General features: G+C 62.5%; 21 protein-coding genes. 10 read left to right on the forward strand and 11 right to left on the reverse strand.

Features of this window, described 5'->3' with window-relative positions:
* The first annotated feature begins 64 nt into the window (after nt 1-64).
* Nucleotides 65-661 carry a hypothetical protein gene (locus ACZY0Q_RS02825; RefSeq protein WP_463914428.1) on the forward strand — a complete coding sequence of 199 codons (597 nt, stop codon included), beginning with the start codon at nt 65-67 and terminating at the stop codon, nt 659-661.
* A gap of 24 nt (nt 662-685) precedes the next feature.
* Here the strand turns inward: ACZY0Q_RS02825 and ACZY0Q_RS02830 are convergent, their stop codons facing one another.
* Nucleotides 686-1,078, reverse strand: coding sequence for a VOC family protein (locus ACZY0Q_RS02830; RefSeq protein WP_463914430.1), 393 nt, complete (start codon nt 1,076-1,078; stop codon nt 686-688).
* Between the two features lie 110 nt (nt 1,079-1,188).
* On the opposite strand from ACZY0Q_RS02830, the gene ACZY0Q_RS02835 reads away from it, so the two are divergent.
* Together ACZY0Q_RS02835 and ACZY0Q_RS02840 are read left to right on the forward strand one after the other, a co-directional pair.
* Nucleotides 1,189-1,584, forward strand: coding sequence for a DUF3054 domain-containing protein (locus ACZY0Q_RS02835; protein WP_463914433.1), 396 nt, complete (start codon nt 1,189-1,191; stop codon nt 1,582-1,584).
* A gap of 121 nt (nt 1,585-1,705) precedes the next feature.
* Nucleotides 1,706-1,987, forward strand: a complete 282-nt coding sequence (locus ACZY0Q_RS02840; RefSeq protein WP_056340053.1) for an Lrp/AsnC family transcriptional regulator — start codon at nt 1,706-1,708, stop codon at nt 1,985-1,987.
* A gap of 64 nt (nt 1,988-2,051) precedes the next feature.
* Here ACZY0Q_RS02840 and trpD read toward each other — a convergent pair whose 3' ends face one another.
* Nucleotides 2,052-3,110 (reverse strand): anthranilate phosphoribosyltransferase, encoded by a 1,059-nt coding sequence (gene trpD, locus ACZY0Q_RS02845; RefSeq protein ID WP_463914436.1) that lies wholly within the window; start codon nt 3,108-3,110, stop codon nt 2,052-2,054.
* 147 nt (nt 3,111-3,257) lie between these two features.
* Here trpD and ctaE point away from each other — a divergent pair, with 147 nt between their 5' ends.
* From ctaE to qcrB, 4 genes are all read left to right on the forward strand, one after another.
* The gene (gene ctaE, locus ACZY0Q_RS02850) at nt 3,258-3,896 is read left to right on the forward strand and encodes an aa3-type cytochrome oxidase subunit III (RefSeq protein ID WP_205630599.1); all 639 of its coding nucleotides are present in this window, start codon (nt 3,258-3,260) and stop codon (nt 3,894-3,896) included.
* A gap of 87 nt (nt 3,897-3,983) precedes the next feature.
* A complete protein-coding gene (qcrC, locus tag ACZY0Q_RS02855) occupies nt 3,984-4,772 on the forward strand; it encodes a cytochrome bc1 complex diheme cytochrome c subunit (protein WP_463914439.1) in 789 nt (262 codons plus the stop codon).
* Between the two features lie 99 nt (nt 4,773-4,871).
* Nucleotides 4,872-5,942: a cytochrome bc1 complex Rieske iron-sulfur subunit gene (qcrA, locus tag ACZY0Q_RS02860; protein ID WP_282331366.1), complete on the forward strand. Its 1,071-nt coding sequence runs from the start codon at nt 4,872-4,874 to the stop codon at nt 5,940-5,942.
* Nucleotides 5,920-7,593, forward strand: coding sequence for a cytochrome bc1 complex cytochrome b subunit (qcrB, locus tag ACZY0Q_RS02865; RefSeq protein ID WP_463914442.1), 1,674 nt, complete (start codon nt 5,920-5,922; stop codon nt 7,591-7,593). The genes qcrA and qcrB overlap by 23 nt, the downstream gene beginning before the upstream one ends.
* 94 nt (nt 7,594-7,687) lie before the next feature.
* Here qcrB and ACZY0Q_RS02870 read toward each other — a convergent pair whose 3' ends face one another.
* Nucleotides 7,688-8,476 carry a GntR family transcriptional regulator gene (locus ACZY0Q_RS02870; protein WP_463914445.1) on the reverse strand — a complete coding sequence of 263 codons (789 nt, stop codon included), beginning with the start codon at nt 8,474-8,476 and terminating at the stop codon, nt 7,688-7,690.
* 185 nt (nt 8,477-8,661) lie between these two features.
* On the opposite strand from ACZY0Q_RS02870, the gene ACZY0Q_RS02875 reads away from it, so the two are divergent.
* Nucleotides 8,662-8,955 carry an HPr family phosphocarrier protein gene (locus ACZY0Q_RS02875; RefSeq protein WP_463914448.1) on the forward strand — a complete coding sequence of 98 codons (294 nt, stop codon included), beginning with the start codon at nt 8,662-8,664 and terminating at the stop codon, nt 8,953-8,955.
* Nucleotides 8,956-9,096: 141 nt separating this feature from the next.
* Here the strand turns inward: ACZY0Q_RS02875 and ACZY0Q_RS02880 are convergent, their stop codons facing one another.
* From ACZY0Q_RS02880 to ACZY0Q_RS02900, 5 genes are all read right to left on the reverse strand, one after another.
* Complete coding sequence (locus ACZY0Q_RS02880) at nt 9,097-9,498, reverse strand: cytochrome c oxidase subunit 4 (RefSeq protein ID WP_463914451.1); 402 nt, start codon at nt 9,496-9,498, stop codon at nt 9,097-9,099.
* Nucleotides 9,495-11,222: an aa3-type cytochrome oxidase subunit I gene (gene ctaD, locus ACZY0Q_RS02885; RefSeq protein ID WP_463914454.1), complete on the reverse strand. Its 1,728-nt coding sequence runs from the start codon at nt 11,220-11,222 to the stop codon at nt 9,495-9,497. Before ctaD ends, ACZY0Q_RS02880 begins: the two co-directional genes overlap by 4 nt.
* 10 nt (nt 11,223-11,232) lie before the next feature.
* Nucleotides 11,233-12,105 (reverse strand): aa3-type cytochrome oxidase subunit II, encoded by an 873-nt coding sequence (gene ctaC, locus ACZY0Q_RS02890; RefSeq protein ID WP_463914457.1) that lies wholly within the window; start codon nt 12,103-12,105, stop codon nt 11,233-11,235.
* Between the two features lie 187 nt (nt 12,106-12,292).
* Complete coding sequence (locus tag ACZY0Q_RS02895; RefSeq protein ID WP_463914460.1) at nt 12,293-12,682, reverse strand: HesB/IscA family protein; 390 nt, start codon at nt 12,680-12,682, stop codon at nt 12,293-12,295.
* Nucleotides 12,683-12,866: 184 nt separating this feature from the next.
* Nucleotides 12,867-14,312 carry a M20/M25/M40 family metallo-hydrolase gene (locus ACZY0Q_RS02900; protein WP_463914463.1) on the reverse strand — a complete coding sequence of 482 codons (1,446 nt, stop codon included), beginning with the start codon at nt 14,310-14,312 and terminating at the stop codon, nt 12,867-12,869.
* Nucleotides 14,313-14,366: 54 nt separating this feature from the next.
* Between ACZY0Q_RS02900 and ACZY0Q_RS02905 the strand changes: the two genes are divergently transcribed.
* Complete coding sequence (locus ACZY0Q_RS02905) at nt 14,367-14,969, forward strand: DUF3043 domain-containing protein (protein ID WP_463914466.1); 603 nt, start codon at nt 14,367-14,369, stop codon at nt 14,967-14,969.
* Between the two features lie 87 nt (nt 14,970-15,056).
* Here ACZY0Q_RS02905 and ACZY0Q_RS02910 read toward each other — a convergent pair whose 3' ends face one another.
* Complete coding sequence (locus tag ACZY0Q_RS02910) at nt 15,057-16,130, reverse strand: quinone-dependent dihydroorotate dehydrogenase (protein ID WP_463914468.1); 1,074 nt, start codon at nt 16,128-16,130, stop codon at nt 15,057-15,059.
* Between the two features lie 75 nt (nt 16,131-16,205).
* On the opposite strand from ACZY0Q_RS02910, the gene ACZY0Q_RS02915 reads away from it, so the two are divergent.
* Nucleotides 16,206-17,216, forward strand: a complete 1,011-nt coding sequence (locus ACZY0Q_RS02915; protein WP_463914471.1) for an alpha/beta hydrolase — start codon at nt 16,206-16,208, stop codon at nt 17,214-17,216.
* Here ACZY0Q_RS02915 and ACZY0Q_RS02920 read toward each other — a convergent pair.
* Together ACZY0Q_RS02920 and recO are read right to left on the reverse strand one after the other, a co-directional pair.
* The gene (locus tag ACZY0Q_RS02920; protein WP_463914474.1) at nt 17,171-18,001 is read right to left on the reverse strand and encodes an isoprenyl transferase; all 831 of its coding nucleotides are present in this window, start codon (nt 17,999-18,001) and stop codon (nt 17,171-17,173) included. The two genes, ACZY0Q_RS02915 and ACZY0Q_RS02920, sit on opposite strands and share 46 nt — an antisense overlap.
* A gap of 2 nt (nt 18,002-18,003) precedes the next feature.
* Nucleotides 18,004-18,756, reverse strand: a complete 753-nt coding sequence (recO, locus tag ACZY0Q_RS02925) for a DNA repair protein RecO (RefSeq protein WP_463914476.1) — start codon at nt 18,754-18,756, stop codon at nt 18,004-18,006.
* Nucleotides 18,757-18,791 lie beyond the last annotated feature (35 nt).

Here is an 18,791-nt window from a genome sequence, read left to right on the forward strand (position 1 = left end):
CGGCCCCGGGATCGCACTGAGCTGGCTGCCGGGAGATGGCACGAACAATTCGAGGAGGCCAGGAATGCACAGAAGATTCCCTTCGGCAGCAGGATTAGTCTGTGTCGTCCTGGCGACTGCCGCCTGCGTCAGCCCGTCGTCGCCCCGGACAGCCGGTGAAAAAGACGATTCGAAGGTCTTTGTCACCGCCTATACGTGGTACGACAACACTCCTGCTGGGTCGCCCGCGATCAGCCACCCCGTGGTGCATAACGAGGCCGGCGGAACTGGAACCTATGAGGATCCCGTTACCCTCGCCGTCGGGCATTCCAAAGCGACCGGGGAGGATGTCCTTGACATCCCCGCAGGCACCCGGATCTACCTGCCCGATGTGCGGCGCTACTTCATCGTGGAAGACTCCTGTGGAGACGGACCGGCTCCGGAGAAGGGACCATGCCACGTCGGCGCGGACAAAAACGGTGCTGGTTCCCTGTGGATTGACATGTGGATCGGCGGCCAAGAGGAAAGTGCGTCCTTTGTCCGCGAATGCACGCGAACCGTCACGGGGGTCTTTGAGGTGGTCTTCGACCCTGCAAAGAACTACGTCGTGGCCCCGGGGTCAGGTGTGATCCACGACGGCAAATGTGATTCAGGCTACGGCAACGACCTCATTGTCAGATAAGCCCGGCGCTGGACACCCTAGAGCCTAGCCCGGGACCATTCCAGGCACAGCCGGGAGATGCCGGCTGACCAGCCCCACTGTGTTCCCTTCCGAGTCGCGGATGAAGGCCATCCACTCATCCGTTCCTGCCGGACCCAGGGCAGCGTCGTCATGGTGAAAGATCACCTTCGGCAGTGCAATTACCTCCACTCCCCTGCCCTGCAGGGCGCTGATGCTCCTCCGGACGTCCTCCACCTCCAAATAGAGGACCGACGACGGCGCGCCGCGTTCCAGCAAGAGCCGAACGCCATCCAAATCGAAAAACAGCAGTCCCGGGGGGTCGTAGATCGCCGCTGGTTGCACCCCCAGCAGCTGTGAATAGAACTCAGCGGCCCGTTGGAGGTCATGTGCCTGCTGGGCCACCTGGATCAGATGCACTGTGCCTCCCGCGTGATGAGCACCGCTGTCCCACCCATCTTCCATAATCCCCCGTACCCCGGCAAGCATCCGGACCGGGCTGGCGCACTCCCCGGGTTAGGCTCGAAGCCATGAATTCCGAGACCAAACAGTCCACCAAAGCCCCACGGCAGGCCATTATTGCCGCCGCCATGTCAGACGCCTTCCTGATTTTGGTCTTCGCGGCGATCGGCCGGGATGCCCACCAGCGCGGCGACATCGTCACCGGTGTCTTCCTCACGGCATGGCCGTTCCTGGCTGGGGCTGCCATCGCCTGGTTTGCGGGACGGGCCTGGCGGCGTCCACTGTCCATGGCGACAGGCGTCGTGGTCTGGCTTGGAGCCCTAGCCGGCGGCATGATCCTGAGGGCGCTGACGGGACAAACCGTGGTCGTCGCCTTCGTGATTGTTGCGCTCCTGAGCCTGGGGCTCTTCCTGGTGGGCTACCGGGCACTTCTTGCACTGGTGCGCAGGTTTCGAAAGTCGTGACACCGCTGCAGGCCTCGCCCCCTGGGACAGACATGATGGACACCGCCCATGTAATAGGCTGGCATCACCATAGAGTCTTGCCGGGCACAGCTACGGCGAACAGATCCGGAAGGATTGAACAGTGATCACCGCATTCGTTCTGATCAAGACCGACGCCGCCCGCATCCCGGAAACCGCCGAGGAAATTTCTGCGATCCCCGGCATCAGCGAGGTCTATTCCGTGACAGGCGAATGGGACCTGATCGCCGTTGCCCGCGTCGCCCGGCACGAGGACCTGGCTGACGTCATCGCCGACAAGCTGTCAAAGGTCCCCGCGGTGGTTCACACCACCACACACATTGCGTTCCGCGCCTATTCCCAGCACGATCTCGACGCGGCATTCGCGCTGGGCTTCGAACAGTAGGACCAATTCCCGGAAAAGACGGGGCCCGGCTTCACAGCCGGGCCCCGTCTTTTGTGTAGTCGGGTCAAGGCCGCGTCAGCGCAACCCACTTATCGAGGACCGCCGCCGCGGCACCGGTATCAATGGATTCCGCGGCCCGGGCAAGCGCCAAACGCATCCGCTCCAGGAACGGGGCCTCGGCCGATTCATCAAAGGCCAGCAGTCCAGCGGCCGCGTTAAGCAGCACGGCATCCCGCGCTGCGCCGGCTTTGCCGGCAAGGACATCACGTACGACGGCGGCATTCGCCTGGGCGTCCCCGCCACGGAGTTCCTCCACAGTCGCGGGACGGATGCCCAGCGCGGCCGGTTCAAAATTCAGTTCAACGACCGCGCCCTCACGGATTTCCCAAACGGTGGAGGGACCCGTTGTGGTCAGTTCGTCCAGCCCGTCGTTGCCCCGGAAAACCAGGCCGCGGCTGCCGCGCTTCGCCAGGACGCCCGCAACCAGCGGTGCCATCCGGGCATTCGCCACGCCCACGGCGGATGCCTGTACCCGCGCCGGGTTGGTCAGCGGCCCCAGGAAATTAAAAGCGGTGGGGATGGCGAGCTCCCGGCGGGGCACGGCGGTGTGACGGAAAGACGGGTGGAATACCTGGGCGAAACAGAAAGTGATCCCGGCCTCACCCGCGTTGCGTGCCACCTGGGCCACCGGGAGGTCGAGCCTGACCCCGAGTGCTTCGAGTACATCGGCTGATCCGGAGGACGAGGACGCTGCCCGGTTGCCGTGTTTGACCACTTTCGCTCCAGCGCCCGCGGCGACGAGGGCGGACATGGTGGAAATGTTGACGGTATTTAGCTGGTCACCGCCAGTACCCACAATGTCCAGCTTCTCGCCGGGGATGTCGATTGGTGTTGCGTGGCGCAGCATCGCGTACACCAGGCCCGAGATTTCGTCCACGGTTTCGCCCTTAGCGCTGAGGGCAACCAGGAATCCGGCAATCTGCGAGGGGGTGGCCTCCCCTGACATGATTCTGTCCATCGCCCACGCGGTGTTGCCCGCCGTGAGGTCAGTTCCGTTGATGAGGGCCGATATGAGCCGCGGCCAAGTGTTGCTGTCCGCGGGCGCGGTTGCCTGAGAAGTCACCTTCTGATGCTATCGAGCCACCCCGGACCTGACCAATGTGAACGCCGCCGGGAACTTTTCCCGGTGATTTCGCGTCTTTGTAGAAAAAGTCCCCCGAAAAGGCGGTTCGCGTTGGGAAGTACGGACTTTTATAGACATAATGTCTATGTGACATCTGCGACCCATGCCCCCAGTACCCCGGCGCACCCCACGCTGAACCGCCCCAATATGGTTTCTGTTGGAACCGTAGTCTGGCTGTCCAGTGAGTTGATGTTCTTCGCCGGTCTCTTCGCCATGTACTTCACGTTGCGCTCCACGAGCGGACAGATGTGGGCTGAAGAGACAGCAAAGCTCAACTTCCCCTTTGCGCTAGTCAACACGATCGTCCTCGTGGCCAGTTCCTTTACTTGCCAGATGGGCGTCTTCGCCGCCGAACGGCTGCAGCCCCGCAAAACAGGCGGTCCGTTCCAGTTCTCCCGCTGGGGCATGAACGAATGGTTCACACTGACCTTCATCATGGGTGCGTTCTTCGTCGCCGGCCAGGCAACCGAATACGCGATGCTTGTTTCAGAACACGTTTCGCTCTCGTCCAACGCGTACGGCTCAGCGTTCTATATGACCACCGGCTTCCACGGCCTGCACGTCATTGGCGGCCTCATAGCTTTCCTCTTCATCATCGGACGCTCGTTCGCAGCAAAGAAGTTCGGCCACTTCGAGGCAACTTCGGCGATCGTCACGTCTTACTACTGGCACTTTGTGGACGTTGTCTGGATCGGCCTCTTCCTGGTCATCTACGTACTGAAGTAGTCAAGCTTTGATTCCTTTTCTACAAGAGGCAGAATTTCAAGAAGCGGCTCACGGAGCCGGCGCACGATCGAATAAAGGAACCACCACGTGAAGGCTCTCTCGCAAAAGCGGCGTCACCCACTCGCAGTAATCGCGCTGCTACTGATGGGTCTCCTCATCACTGGTGGGCTGTACGCCGTTGCCACAACCGTCAACCAGGCCAAGGCATCCACCACCAGTTTCAGCGCCAATGACACCGCCGAGGGCGAAAAGCTCTTCGCAGCAAACTGCGCTACCTGCCACGGCATGGGTGCTAGCGGCAGCCAAGATGGCCCTTCCCTGGTCGGCGTCGGTGCTGCAGCGGTTGACTTCCAGGTCGGTACCGGCCGGATGCCCATGCAGATGAACGGTCCGCAGGCTTACAAAAAGCCGGCCCAGTTCAACGACGAGCAGACTCACCAGCTTTCAGCCTACGTAGCTTCCCTGGGAGCCGGCCCGGCAATTCCTGAAGAACACCTGCTTGATGAGCAGGGTGACGCCGCCAAGGGTGGCGAGCTCTTCCGTGTGAACTGCGCGATGTGCCACAACGCAGCAGCCGCCGGCGGAGCACTGACCCGCGGCAAGTTCGCTCCCGCCCTTGCCGATGTCTCCGGAAAGCACATCTACGAAGCGATGGTCACCGGACCGCAGAACATGCCCGTCTTCAATGACGCGAACGTCACCCCCGAGGGCAAGCGCGACATCGTCACGTTCCTGAAGCAGATCGAAGCCAACGGCTCCCCCGGCGGCGCTGATCTCGGCGCCCTGGGCCCGGTCGCGGAAGGACTCTTCGTCTGGGTTGCTGGCCTGGGTGTCATCATCGCGTTTACCATCTGGCTTACTTCCCGGACGTCGTAGGCGCAACGGGAAACTTAAGAACTTCTGCTGCCCTGTCAGCAGTTTGAAATTGAAAACTAACCCGGCAGACGCCGGGACGAGAGAAGGATGAGGCGAATTATGGGCAACCATAGTGACGGCAGTCCGAACCACTCGGGCACCGTAGCTACGGCTGGTCAGAATGAGGTGGAGAAGTTCCAGGATCCTGGAATTCCCCCGCACCGTTTGCGCCTGGCCGACACGGACCCGAAGGCCGCTAAGCGTGCAGAACGGCAGGTCGCCGTACTTTTCGGCGCGTCAGTTGTCGGCACCCTGATCTTCCTGGTGGCGTACTTCGCCATCGACCTGGGCGAGGGCACCAGCATCGCCACCATCCGGCTGCAGAACGCCCTGCTTGGCGTTGGCACCGCGTTTGCCATGCTCGGCATCGGCACCGGTATTGTGCACTGGGCCAAGGCCCTCATGCCGGACCATGAAGTCTCCGAGGAGCGCCATCCCATCCGCACCGAAGAAGACCGCCTCGCGGCAGTCCGGATTGTGGATGACATCGTGGAAGAGACCGGCATTAAGCGCCGCCCCCTCATCCGCAACACGCTGCTCGGTGCCATGGCCCTGGCACCGCTTCCCGCAATTGCGGTTTTCGGTGACCTCGGCCCCCGCCCAGACCGGGCGCTGTCCCACACAATGTGGGCACCGCAGGAGGGCAAGCTCAAGCGCCTCACCCGCGACCCCGACGGCACACCTATCAAGGCCTCTGACGTCACCATCGGTTCGGCCTTCCACGTAATTCCTGAAGGGCTTAACGAACTGCATGAAGGCAAGCTCAACGAAAAAGCCAAGGCAGTGGTCCTTTTGATGCGCCTTGACCCCGCTTCGCTGAACCCCTCTGAGGGCCGCGAAGACTGGAGCTACAACGGAATCGTTGCCTATTCCAAGATCTGCACCCATGTCGGTTGCCCCGTTGCTCTGTACGAGCAGCAGACGCACCACCTGCTGTGCCCGTGCCACCAGTCCACCTTTGACCTCACGAACGAGTGCAAAGTGATCTTTGGCCCGGCCAGCCGGCCCCTCCCGCAGCTGCCGATTGCAGTGGACGCCGAGGGCTACCTGGTCGCAACCAGCGACTTCAATGAACCTGTAGGACCGAGTTACTGGGAGCGTGATGAGCATGAGCGCAGCATCAAGAGCTGAAGCCCCCGCCTTCGTCGCCAAGACTAAAGCCGGACGCATCACTGATTTTGTTGACGCGCGAGTTGGCGGATCAGGAATCCTGCGTGAATTCGGTCGCAAGGTGTTCCCGGACCACTGGTCATTCATGTTCGGTGAAGTCGCCCTCTACTCCTTCGTCATCCTGTTGCTCTCGGGCACCTTCCTGACCTTCTTCTTTGATCCTTCCATGGCGGAGACGCACTACGACGGTTCATACCTGCCGTTGAAGAACGTCGAAATGTCCGTTGCGTACAGTTCCTCGCTGGACATTTCCTTCGACGTCCGTGGTGGCCTGTTTATGCGTCAGGTGCACCACTGGGCCGCGCTGCTCTTCGTCGCGTCGATCGGCGTGCATATGCTGCGCGTTTTCTTCACCGGGGCTTTCCGCAAACCGCGTGAAATGAACTGGGTTGTCGGCAGCGTACTGCTGATCCTCGCCATGGCAGCCGGCTTCACCGGTTACTCCCTTCCCGATGACCTGCTCTCTGGCAACGGACTCAGGATCATTGACGGTGTTATCAAGTCCATCCCCGTTGTTGGAACCTACATTTCCTTCTTCCTCTTCGGCGGGGAATTCCCGGGAACGGCTGTGATCGGCCGCCTCTACATGCTGCACATCCTGCTCGTGCCTGCGCTGATCCTCTTGATGATCGTTCTGCACCTCTTTATGGTGGTGGTGCACAAGCACACCCAGTACCCCGGCCCGGGCCGCAACGACGGCAATGTTGTTGGCTACCCGCTCGGTCCCGTGTACGCAGCCAAGGCCGGCGGCTTCTTCTTCATCGTGTTCGGTGTCATTGCCCTGATGGCGGCATTCTTCACCATCAACCCGATTTGGAACTACGGCCCCTACGACCCCTCCCCTGTATCGGCCGGTACACAGCCTGACTGGTACATCGGATTTGTTGACGGCGCGCTGAGGCTTATGCCTGGTGTTATCGGCGACTTCCACTTCGAGTACGTCATCTTCGGATACACCCTGACGCTGAATGTTCTGCTGCCTGCCCTGGTGCCGGCCGGCATTCTGTTCACGGTGATGTTTATGTACCCGTGGATCGAAAGCTGGATCACCAAGGACACCCGCGAACACCATGTCCTGGACCGTCCGCGGAACGCCCCCACCCGCACCGCTATCGGGGTCGCCGGCTTCGTCTGGTACTGCGTGATGTGGGCAGCCGCCGGTTCGGACCTCATCGCGACACACTTCCATGTGTCCCTGAACGATGTGACGTACTGGCTCCGCGCCCTGTTCTTCATCGGCCCGGTCATCGCGTTTGTCGTCGCCAAGCGAGTAGCCCTGGCACTCCAGCGCAAGGACCGCGAGATCGCGCTCCACGGCCGGGAAACAGGACGTATTGTCCGTCTCCCGCACGGTGAATTCATCGAAGTGCACGCGCCCCTGGATGAATACAAGCGCTACAAGCTCGTCGGCTTCGAATCACCCTCGCCGCTGCCCGCGGTCCCCAACGACCACGGCATTGTGACGCGCAAGGAAAAGCAGCGTGCATTCCTGTCCAAGTGGTTCTTCGAGGACCGTGTTGCACCGGCCACGCCTGCAGAACTGGAGGCCGCCCACGGCCACCACGCCCCTGCGGTAGAGGCCGGCGAGGAAACCAAGAGCCTCAGCCACTAACATTCATAGCAGCAACGGGAAAGGCCCGGTCCACATGGACCGGGCCTTTCCCGTTGCCGGCGACAGCCGCTGTGTGGCTGCTGCCGCCCCGCTACTAGTGGTTCCGGTAGCCCAGCGATTGGTTACGGGCAGGCCTCGCGCCCGGCCGCTGGAGCGGTACCCATAGCTTGTATCGGTCGGCACGGTAGTACGAAACCGAGTAGTCAACCATCGCCCGGGCAACAAAGGCGTGCCTCTGGATTTTGAGCAAGGGGGCGCCGACGTCGACATTGAGCAACCGTGCCGTCGAAGGGGAAGCAGCCGTCGCTTCGATCATATCTTCCCCCCACTCCATCACGAGGCCATACTGCTCACTCAGCACGTTGTAGAGCGATGTTGGGGGCTCGCCGTCCAGCAGTCCCGGGACCCGCTGTGCCGGGATGAAGTTCTCGTCCACGCTCATGGGCTCACCGTCCGCCAGCAGCAGCCGACGGAACCGGACCAGTGGCGTCCCCTCCTCCACCTGCAGTTCACGGGCCAGGAAGGCACTGGCGCCGATCTGTTCAAAGCTCAGGACTTTGGCGGCCGGGATCATGCCGCGGCGTTGCATCTCCTCGCTGTACGAGGTGAGCTTCACCTGAAGGTCGAGTTTGGGCTTCCGCACGAACGTGCCGAGGCCAACAACCCGTTCGAGGACTTCCTCGCCGACCAGCGCATCGATGGCCTGCCGGACTGTCATCCGGGCCAGGCCGAACCGTAGGGCAAGGTCACGTTCCGAGGGCAGGGCGGATCCGGGCGGACAGGAATCGCTGATGTAGGCCCGCAGGATCTCTCTGAGTTGGATGTAGATGGCAATCCCGCTGCTGCGGTCAATCTCACCGGCAACGCCTCGGGCATCAGCCACGGAGGTAAGCCCTTGCTTCAGTTTTCACTATCCAAGCTTAGGGCAAGCAATACCGCTGGACTAGACCACTTCCAGCTCCGAAGTGACCGGCTTCACCTGTTTGGTCGCGCGGCCATCCAACCCGCTATATTTGACAGGAAATTCAGCGATGATGGTTTGGGGGCCGTCAGGAAATGGGAGACCCCTTGCCAGTGCATAAGGCCGTTGTGTCAGCTTCCGTCGGCTTGCATGCCCGTCCCGCCGCGATGTTCGTCAGGGCAGTGACCGAAACGGGACTGCCTGTGACCATCCGCAAGGCCGGTATCCAGGGTGTCGACGCCCGTTCCCTGCTGGAAGTCATGACTGCCGACTTCCCGTTCGGCTGCGAAGTAGAGCTTTCAGTCGCCGAGACCGCCCTCAGTGGCCCTGACGGTCACCACGACGCCACGGCGGCACTCCGTGTACTGGCAGAACTTCTGGAGTCACAGGGAGCCAGGTAGCCGCCCCCAGGGCGCATTGGCCCCCGACTCCCCCGCGGACTCCCCCACGCGAAATCGTACGGACAAGAACGACGTCGGGCCCCACCAGAAGGTGGAACCCGACGTCGTAATTTCTAAATCATTGCTGAAGCCTGGCGGCTTCTAGTGGGCGTGGTCCCCACGGCTGTACTCGAAGACCCAACCCACAAGGGCTACGACTGCGAGGCCGGCTGCGATGAACAGGATCCACCAGCCAATTGCGAGGCCCAGGAATCCGCCCGCACAGGCAAGCCCCAGAACCAGCGGCCACCAGCTCCAGGGGCTGAAGTGCCCCTGCTCGCCGGCACCTTCGTGGATCTCGGCGTCGTTCCGGTCCTCGGGACGCATCCCGATGCGCTTGCCGGTGAAGCCAAGGTAGCCGCCGATCATCCCGGAGAGACCGCCCACCAGGAGGATCCCGAGGGTTCCGACCCACTCATGCCAGTTGGTCAGGAAACCGTAGACCAGGGAAACCGGTACGAAGAAGAAAGCTCCGGCTCCAAATATCCATGATTCGATTTTCACTTGGCGGTGTCCTTCTGGTCGGCGTTACCGAGCACCGCTGCTGCGGGTGCAGGCGATTCAACGGTATGTACCTGCGAGAGCTCCGGGTGGTGGAGGTCCAGGGCGGGACGCTCTGAACGGATCCGGGGCAGCGAGGTGAAGTTGTGGCGCGGCGGCGGGCAGGACGTAGCCCACTCGAGCGAGGCGCCGAAGCCCCAGGGATCGTCCACTTCGACGCGCTCGGAGCTGCGCCAGGTGATGTAGACGTTCCAGAAGAAGGGAATCAGGGATGCACCCAGCACAAACGAGGAGATGGTCGAGAACTGGTTCATCCACGTGAAGTTGTCCTCCACCAGGTAGTCCGCGTAACGGCGGGGCATGCCTTCAACGCCCAGCCAGTGCTGGATCAGGAACGTGCCGTGGAATCCCAGGAACAGGAGCCAGAAGTGGATCTTTCCGAGGCGCTCGTTCAGCATCTTGCCGGTCCACTTGGGCCACCAGAAGTAGAAGCCCGCGAACATCGCGAACACCACCGTACCGAACACCACGTAGTGGAAGTGCGCCACCACGAAGTAGGAGTCGGAGACGTGGAAGTCCAGCGGCGGCGACGCCAGGATGATGCCGGTCAGGCCACCGAAGAGGAAGGTGATGAGGAAGCCGATGCTCCACAGCATGGGAGTCTCAAATGTAATGGATCCTCGCCACATGGTGCCGATCCAGTTGAAGAACTTCACCCCGGTGGGGACCGCGATCAGCATCGTCATGAAGGCGAAGAACGGCAGCAGCACCGAACCGGTTACGTACATGTGGTGCGCCCACACCGTCACGGACAGGGCCGCAATGGCGATGGTCGCGTAAACCAGGCCCTTGTAGCCGAAAATCGGCTTGCGGCTGAAGACCGGGAAGATCTCGGACACAATGCCGAAGAACGGCAAAGCAATGATGTACACCTCGGGGTGGCCGAAGAACCAGAACAGGTGCTGCCAGAGTACGGCGCCACCGTTTTCCGGATCGAAGATGTGGGCCCCGAAGCGGCGGTCGGCGCCAAGCGCGAACAATGCGGCAGCCAGCGGCGGGAAGGCCATCAGCACGAGGATGGACGTCACCAGGGCGTTCCAGGTGAAGATGGGCATCCGCCACATGGTCATGCCCGGAGCGCGCATGCAGATAATGGTGGTGATGAAGTTGACCGCGCCCAGGATGGTGCCGAAGCCGGACAGCGCCAGGCCGAAGACCCACAGGTCACCACCGATGCCAGGGCTGAACGTCGTGTTGGACAGCGGCGCGTATGCAAACCAGCCGAACGACGCCGCACCCTGCGGGGTGATGAAGCCGGACACCGCGATGGTGGAGCCGAAGAGGAAGAACCAGAAGGCCAGTGCGTTCAGCCGCGGGAACGCGACGTCGGGGGCACCGATCTGCAGCGGCATGATGACGTTCGTGAAGCCAGCGAACAGCGGCGTCGCGAACATCAGCAGCATAACGGTGCCGTGCATCGTGAAGAGCTGGTTGTACTGCTCTTTGGTCTGCAGGATCTGCATGCCCGGTTCGAACAGTTCAGCCCGGATGAGCAGCGCCATGACGCCACCGAAGCAGAAGAACACAAACGACGCGATCAGGTACATGTACCCGATGGTCTTGTGGTCGGTGGAGGTGATCCAGTTGACGACAATGCGTCCCTTGGACTTAGGAACTACGGGAGCCTCAAGGGTTCCGGCAGGTGCGGTCTGGGTATAAGTAGCCACGTCGCTCCCCTTACTTAATTTCGTTCAGGTTCGGGTTGCGGTCATACTCTTCGCCGAGAAGTCCCGTGTTGCCATCTGCCTTGAGCTTGTCCATGTGAGCCTGGAATTCGGTTTCGGAGACAACCTTGACGCGGAACAGCATTTCGGAGTGGTACTCACCACAGAGCTCGGCGCACTTGCCGTCGTAGGTTCCCTCTTTAGTGGGGGTGAACCTGATGTAGTTGGTCTTGCCGGGGATCATGTCGCGCTTCTGCAGGAAGGCGGGAACCCAGAAAGAGTGAATGACATCGCGGGAGTTCAGTTCGAGGTCAATTGACTTTCCAACCGGCAGGTAGAGCGTCGGGAGCGCTTCCTTATTGATGGTGTTGCCCGTCAGGTGTGCCTGGACTCCTGCCTCGTAGACGTCCTCGGTCACGACGTCGCCGGACTTGTAGTTGAAGTCCCAGGCCCACTGCTTGCCGCGGACGTCAACAACGACGTCGGCCGGCTTGGAGCGGTCATCGATGGCCTGCTGGTCGCGGTCGGTGAAGTAGAAGAACACCAGGACCATGAACAGCGGGATGGTCAGGTAAAAGACCTCCAGCGGGAGGTTAAAGCTGGTCTGCCGCGGGAAACCCGTGGTGCCCTTGCGGCGGCGGTAGGCGACAAGGCACCAAACGATCAAGCCCCACGTGATGATGCCCACAACAAGGGCTGCAATCCATGAGTTGACCCAGAGGTCCATGATCCGGTCAGTGTGATTGGTGGTGCCACGCTCGGTGGGCAGCCACCCCTTCTCTACCTCTGGCGAACATCCAGTCAAAACCAACGCGCCGGCAACTGCCAAGCCTGAGATCGTAGTGATCGTTTTGCGTCGGCTGCCGGTTCGGTTCTGCGAACTCACAGACGGCCCTTCCTACTTGTTGCTGTTGCCCGTCCACCCAAAGGGCCGGCCGGGCACACTAAAAGTTTTACTACTCGGTGTAGAGCTTACCGCTCTGCCGGGCGTTTCGCCCACATGTCGGCGCCGTGCCTCCGTGCCGTTTTTGGCAGACGGAAAGCAGGCGCCGGCATCGGGCGAAATAACCGGGTCAGTGGAACGAATCACCACAGGCGCAGGAGCCACCGGCGTTGGGGTTGTCGATGGTGAAGCCCTGCTTGGAGATGGTGTCCTCGAAGTCGATGCTGGCTCCGCTGAGGTACGGCACGCTCATCTTGTCCACCACAACTTCGACGCCGTCATAGTCGCGGACGGCATCTCCATCGAGGAGGCGCTCGTCGAAGTACAGCTGGTAAATGAGGCCGGAGCAGCCGCCGGGCTGGACGGCAACGCGGAGGCGGAGATCGGTCCGGCCTTCCTGCTCCAGGAGGCTGCGCACCTTGCCTGCTGCGACGTCGGTCAGTTTGACCTCGTGTGTGGCCAGTTCATCGCTGGCAGCGCTGGTGGTCTCGGTGATGTTCTCGTTGGTTGCGGTGCTCATTTGGCCTACCTTAGGACGGTCCTGGCGGCCCCGCGTCAGCGGTGCCTGCCCCTACGGATACGGTACGGGCTATAGCTACATGCTACTTCGGTCAGCCCTGTAGCTCTAACTCCTGACGTAACCAAGCCTGACCGCTGATTGTTCCCAACGGTGGAGGAATGCCGGCATCCGCGGGGTCTGCGATTCAGGCCAGGCCTTCTGCGTTCAGCCGGGCGAGCAGCAGCGCCTCGGCCACCACGGCGTTCTGGAAATCACCAATGTGGAGGGACTCATTGGCACTGTGGGCACGGGAATCGGGATCCTCGACACCGGTCACGAGGATCTGGACGTCCGGATAAACGTCCATCAGGTCCGCGATAAAAGGAATTGACCCGCCGATTCCCATCTCCACCGCCGGAACACCCCAGGCCTCCCCCAGCGCCCACATGGCGAACTTCGCTGCTTTTGAGGATGTATCAGCGAGGAATGACTTTCCGCTTTCCCCGGGAGTGAATACCACCTTTGCCCCAAAGGGTGCATTGGCCTGGACGTGGCGTTGAACGGCTTCCATCGCTGCCGCCGGATCCTGGCCGGGCGCCAGGCGCAGGCTGAACTTGGCACGCGCCCGCGGCAGGAGCGTATTCGAGGCCACGTCCACGGCGGGCGCATCGAAGCCGATGATGGACAGAGCGGGCTTAGTCCACAGCCGTGCGGCGATGCTACCCGTGCCGGCGAGCCGGACGCCGTCGAGAACGGAGGAATCGGCACGGTACTCCGCTTCGGTGAGCTCCACACCGACGTTGTCATTCGATACGAGGCCTTCGATAGCAACGTTGCCGTCTGCGTCGTGCAGGGTGGCAATCAAACGGGCCAGCAGGGTAGGCCCGTCCAGAACGGCTCCGCCGAACATACCCGAGTGGACAGCATGCTCCAGCACCTGAACTTCAATGGTTCCGTCCACAAGGCCGCGCAGGCTGGTGGTCAGGGCCGGAATGCCAACCTTCCAGTTACTGGAGTCGGCCACCACGATCACGTCGGCCTTCAGCAGTTCCCGGTGCGTTTCAAGGAACGAACGGAAGGTGGGGGAACCTGCTTCCTCCTCCCCTTCGAAAAAGAACGTCACGCCAAGGCCAAATTGAGTGCCCAGAACTTCGGTCGCGGCAGCATAGGCGGCAACATGGGCCATGATCCCGGCTTTGTCGTCAGCAGCGCCACGGCCGTACAGCCTGCCGTCCCGTTCGACAGCGGCAAAAGGCTCAGTTTCCCACAGCGCCGGGTCTCCGGGCGGCTGGACGTCGTGGTGGGCGTACAGCAGGATGGTCGGCTTCCCTTCTGCTGCCTGGTGGCGTGCGACGACGGCAGGACCTCCGGGGGTGCCGTCGTCCTTATTACTGCGCAGGACGTGGACATCGTCCACGCCGGCGGTACGCAGCAGTTCCGCTACGGCCTGCGCGCTGGCTTCCAAGGGGGCAGGATCGAAGCTGGGCCAGGCGATGCCGGGAATGGCCACAAGTTCCTTGAGCCGGTGGAGGGTGGAGTCGAACGAAGCTGCGACGGAGAGCTTGAGTCCGTCCGCGTCGATGGCCGGTGCAGGGTGACCGGAGCCGGGGATGTTGGCGTCGGACAGGTTGGCTGCTGGAGTGGGAGTCATGGCGAACACAATACCCGCGCCGAAACTCCTTGGGCCGCAAGGTATTCTGTTCACGTGTTCGGACGTAAAAAGGAAGCGCCAACGGCGCAGCAATCAATAGACCAGCAGGCCGCTGAAGCGGCAGCCCGGCAGGATGCCGCGTTGGGCAAGGGTTCGCCCACGCCCAAGCGCAAAGCCCAGGAGGCAGCCCGCAAACGGCCCCTGGTGCCGGAGGACCGCAAGGCGTCCAAAGCCGCTGAGCGCCAGGCCATCCAGGACCAGCGGACCAAGATGCGCCAGGCGCTCGATACAGGTGATGAGAAGTTCCTGCCCTTGCGCGACAAGGGACCGCAGAAGCGTTATGCCCGCGACTACGTCGATGCGCGCTTCAGCCTGGGCGAATACCTGATGTTCGGCGCCCTCGTATTTGTGATCATTTCCCTGATTGTTCCGGCTTCCAGTGAGCAGATGGTTTATGTCCTGGGCGGTTTCTGGGTGATGTTCCTGGCCGTTTTTGTGGATGTTTTCATTCTGTCCCGGCAGCTCCGCAAGAAGCTGACCGAGAAGTTCGGCGAAGTTGAGCGTGGCACCGTTTGGTACGGCTCCATGCGCTCCCTGCAGTTCCGCAAACTGCGCCTGCCCAAGCCGCTTGTGAAGCGCGGGCAATACCCGTCCTGATAGGCACGCCGGACCAAAATCCGGCAGCGCATTTTTCCTTAGACAGCAAACCCCGGCAGCCAGACTGCCGGGGTTTTTGTTGCTTAATCAGCTGTTGCGTCGGGCCTTCGCCAGGTCGCGGTTGATTCGCGCCGCCCAAAATGGGCCTTCGTACAGGAAGGCCGTGTAGCCCTGGACCAGCGTGGCCCCGGCATCCAACCGGTCCTGCACGTCTTTCGCCGTCTCGACGCCGCCGACGGCCACCAGCGTGATCGCACCTCCGGTGGCCTCCTTAAGCCGGCGAAGGACTTCCAAGGAGCGCTGCTTCAGTGGTGCCCCGGACAGGCCCCCGGCACCACATTCCTCCACTTTCGCAGCCGGCGACGCCAGCCCCTCACGCCCGATGGTGGTATTGGTGGCAATAATGCCGTCCAGCTTGAGGTCCAAGGCCAGCTTGGCGACGTCGTCGATGTCCTCATCGCTGAGGTCCGGTGCAATCTTGACCAGCAGCGGGACGTGCCGGCCAGCCGCCTTGTCCGCTGCTTCCCCCACCGCCGTGAGCAGCGGGCGCAGCGTCTGGACATCCTGCAGTAGGCGCAGCCCAGGCGTGTTGGGTGAGCTGACATTGACCACCAGGTAGTCCGCGGCCGGTGCCAGGTTCCTTGCACTGATCAGGTAATCGGCCACGGCGTCGTCGAGTTCCACGACTTTGCTCTTGCCGATGTTCACCCCGATCACGGGGCGCACGGTGGGATGCCGGCGCTGCAGCGCCGCGCGTGCCGCTTTGAGCCGCGGTTCGACGGCGGCCGCGCCATCGTTGTTGAACCCCATCCGGTTAATGACAGCCCGGTCCTCGATCAGCCTGAAAAGGCGCGGCTTCTCATTGCCCGGCTGCGCCTGCCCGGTGATGGTCCCTACTTCGACATGGCCAAAGCCAAGTTCGGTGAGGGCCTCGATACCGAATCCCTCCTTGTCGAAGCCGGCCGCGAGGCCGAACGGGGACGGGAACGTCAGCCCAAAGGCAGACGTCTGCAGGGAGGCCGCGGGCGCCGTGAACCGGTGCAGCAGCCGTCCAGCTCCGGAAGCATGGGCGAACTTGATTCCCTTGAATCCGATCTTGTGGGCGCGTTCCGCGTCCATCCACGAAAAGGCCAGCCTGAAGAATGTCGGATATACGCGCATGGCTCTAGTTTTCCGTCTCGGACGGTGCAGACCAAACCGGGACGCCATACAGGCGACCCCGGCTAGCATAAAGCCATGAGGTGGCAGCCAGATATCCTCGGTGCCGGCTTCGAAGCCTGCACCTTCGAGGCCGCGGGCGAGGACGGCGTCCTCCGCACCGCGACGCTGGTGCGCTTCCGTCCGGCGAAGGAATCGGTGGCCTCCGGCCGGCGACGGACCCTGCTGTTCCTCCACGGTTGGAGCGACTACTTCTTCAATGTGGATCTGGCACAGTTCTGGGCGGACAGGGGTTACGAGTTCTATGCCCTGGACATGCACAACCACGGCCGCAGCCTGCGCCCGGAAACGCCGGGCGGCTACGTGGCGAACCTGGCGGACTACGACGCCGAGATCGAAGCGGCTATTGCCATCATTCAGGCGGACACGCGCACTCCGGAACCGGAACCCGAGGTCTCCCTCACGCTGATGGGCCACTCCACCGGCGGCCTGGTAGCCGCCCTCTGGGTCAGCAACCACCCCGGCACAGCCTCTCAACTCGTGTTAAACAGTCCTTGGCTGGAGATGCACGGCAGTTCCCTGGTGCGCCGTGCGGCGTCCACGATGGTGGGACCCGTGGCGCGGTTCCGGCCGGAGGCTGTCCTGCGGCTGCCTGAGCGGGGGTTCTATTGGCGGACCATCAGCAGTTCAGCCGAGGGCGAGTGGCCGCTTGATGACAAGTTCCGGCCGCCCATGGCATTTCCGCTCCGCGTAGGCTGGCTCAGTGCCATCCTGGCCGGCCACACCAAGGTGGCCCGAGGGCTGGACATTGACATACCCATCCTGGTGCTGCTGTCCAGGGGAAGCGCCACAGGGCCGTTCTGGTCCGAGGAAATGCGGCGAACCGACGCTGTACTGGACGTCAATATCATCGCCCTCCGCGCCCTGACGCTGGGGCGCAGCGTCACCGTGGAACGGATCGACGGCGCGCTCCATGACGTTTTCCTCTCCCCTGCCAAAGTGCGGGCCGACGCCTATGCGCGGCTCGCCCGCTGGCTGCGGGGTTACGGTACTACTGAACCCGGCGCAGCGTCGACGGCACCGCCGTAGCGCCGGTCGCGCTGGGCATAGATTTCTACGGCGTCCCACAGCGTCCGCCGGTCGACGTCGGGCCACAGCGTGTCCATAAAGACGAACTCCGCGTACGCCGACTGCCACAGCAGGAAGTTTGAGAGCCGCTGCTCCCCCGAGCTCCGCAGAAACAGATCCACGTCCGGCAGGTCCGGCTCGTCCAGGAACTTCTGGATGGTTTTCTCGGTGATCGCACCGGGCTTGAGCCGGCCTGCGGCAACCTCGGCGGCAATTGCCGATACGGCGTCTGTGATTTCCGCCCGGCCGCCGTAATTAACACACATGGTCAACGTGCAGGTGCCGTTGCCTGCGGTAAATTCTTCGGCCTCTTCAAGTTCACGGATCACCGAGCCCCACAGCCTGGGACGCCGGCCGGACCACCGCACGCGGACACCCCACTCGTCCAGCTGATTGCGCTGCCTTCGTAGCACATCCTTGTTAAAACCCATCAGGAAGCGGACTTCTTCGGGTGAGCGGCGCCAGTTCTCCGTGGAAAACGCATACACGCTCACGTACTCGATACCTAGTTCGATAGCGCCCGCCACAACATCCAGCAGGGCGGGCTCGCCCGCTTTGTGACCCTCGATCCGCGGCAGGCCCCGCTGGTTGGCCCAACGGCCATTGCCGTCCATCACAATGGCGACATGGCGAGGGACGAATTCGGCGGGGATCGCCGGGGCAACCGCGCCTGACGGGTGCGGATACGGTGCCACCACCGGGGTGGTCCGCTGCCGCGAAAGACTCTTCTTTTTTCCCAAGGCCACTGTCAGCCACGCTCCACATGTTTGAGGGATTTCAGGACACGTTCAAGGTGCCATTGCAAGTAAACGGCCACCAGCCCCGCGGCTTCCCGGCGGTGCGGCACCTGCGAACCGTCCGCCGTCGTCCAGTCCCCAGTCAGGAGGGCACCCAGCAGAACGACGGTCTCCGAGGCCGGGGCAGGCGAGCCGGGCGGCCTGCATTCAGCGCAGACCATGCCGCCGAGCGGAGCCGAAAACGCCGTATGCGGGCCGGGCCGGGCGCAGCGGGCGCAGACGGTAAAACTCGGCGCCCAGCCGCCGGTGGCAAGGGCCCGCAGTAGATACGAATCGAGGATCAGTCCGGGCGCGTGTTCGGCCCGGCTCAGCGAGGCCAGCGCACCCACCAGCAGGTTGTACTGGGCGGTGCCGGCCTCGCCATCGACGTCGGTCAGCTTTTCCGCAGTTTCCGTCATGGCAGCGGCAACGGTGTAGCGGCCATAATCTGCGGCGATGTTGCTGCCGTAGGCGCCCTTGGCAACCGCCTGGGTGACGATGTCCAGTGTCTTTCCGGAGACCAGCTGCAGGTCGGCAACCATAAAAGGCTCCAGCCGCGCCCCAAACTTGCTGCTGGTCCGCCGCACACCCTTGGCGACGGCGCGGACCTGGCCGTGGTGCTTGGTCAGCAGGGTGATGATGCGGTCGGCCTCGCCCAGCTTGTGAGTACGGAGCACCACGGCGTCATCCCGGTAGGACCGGGCAGCAAAGGATTGTTGGACCACGGTTAATCTTCGCACTGAGTTCCGGAAAGCCGGCA

The sequence above is a fragment of the Pseudarthrobacter lactosi genome (assembly GCF_055412785.1).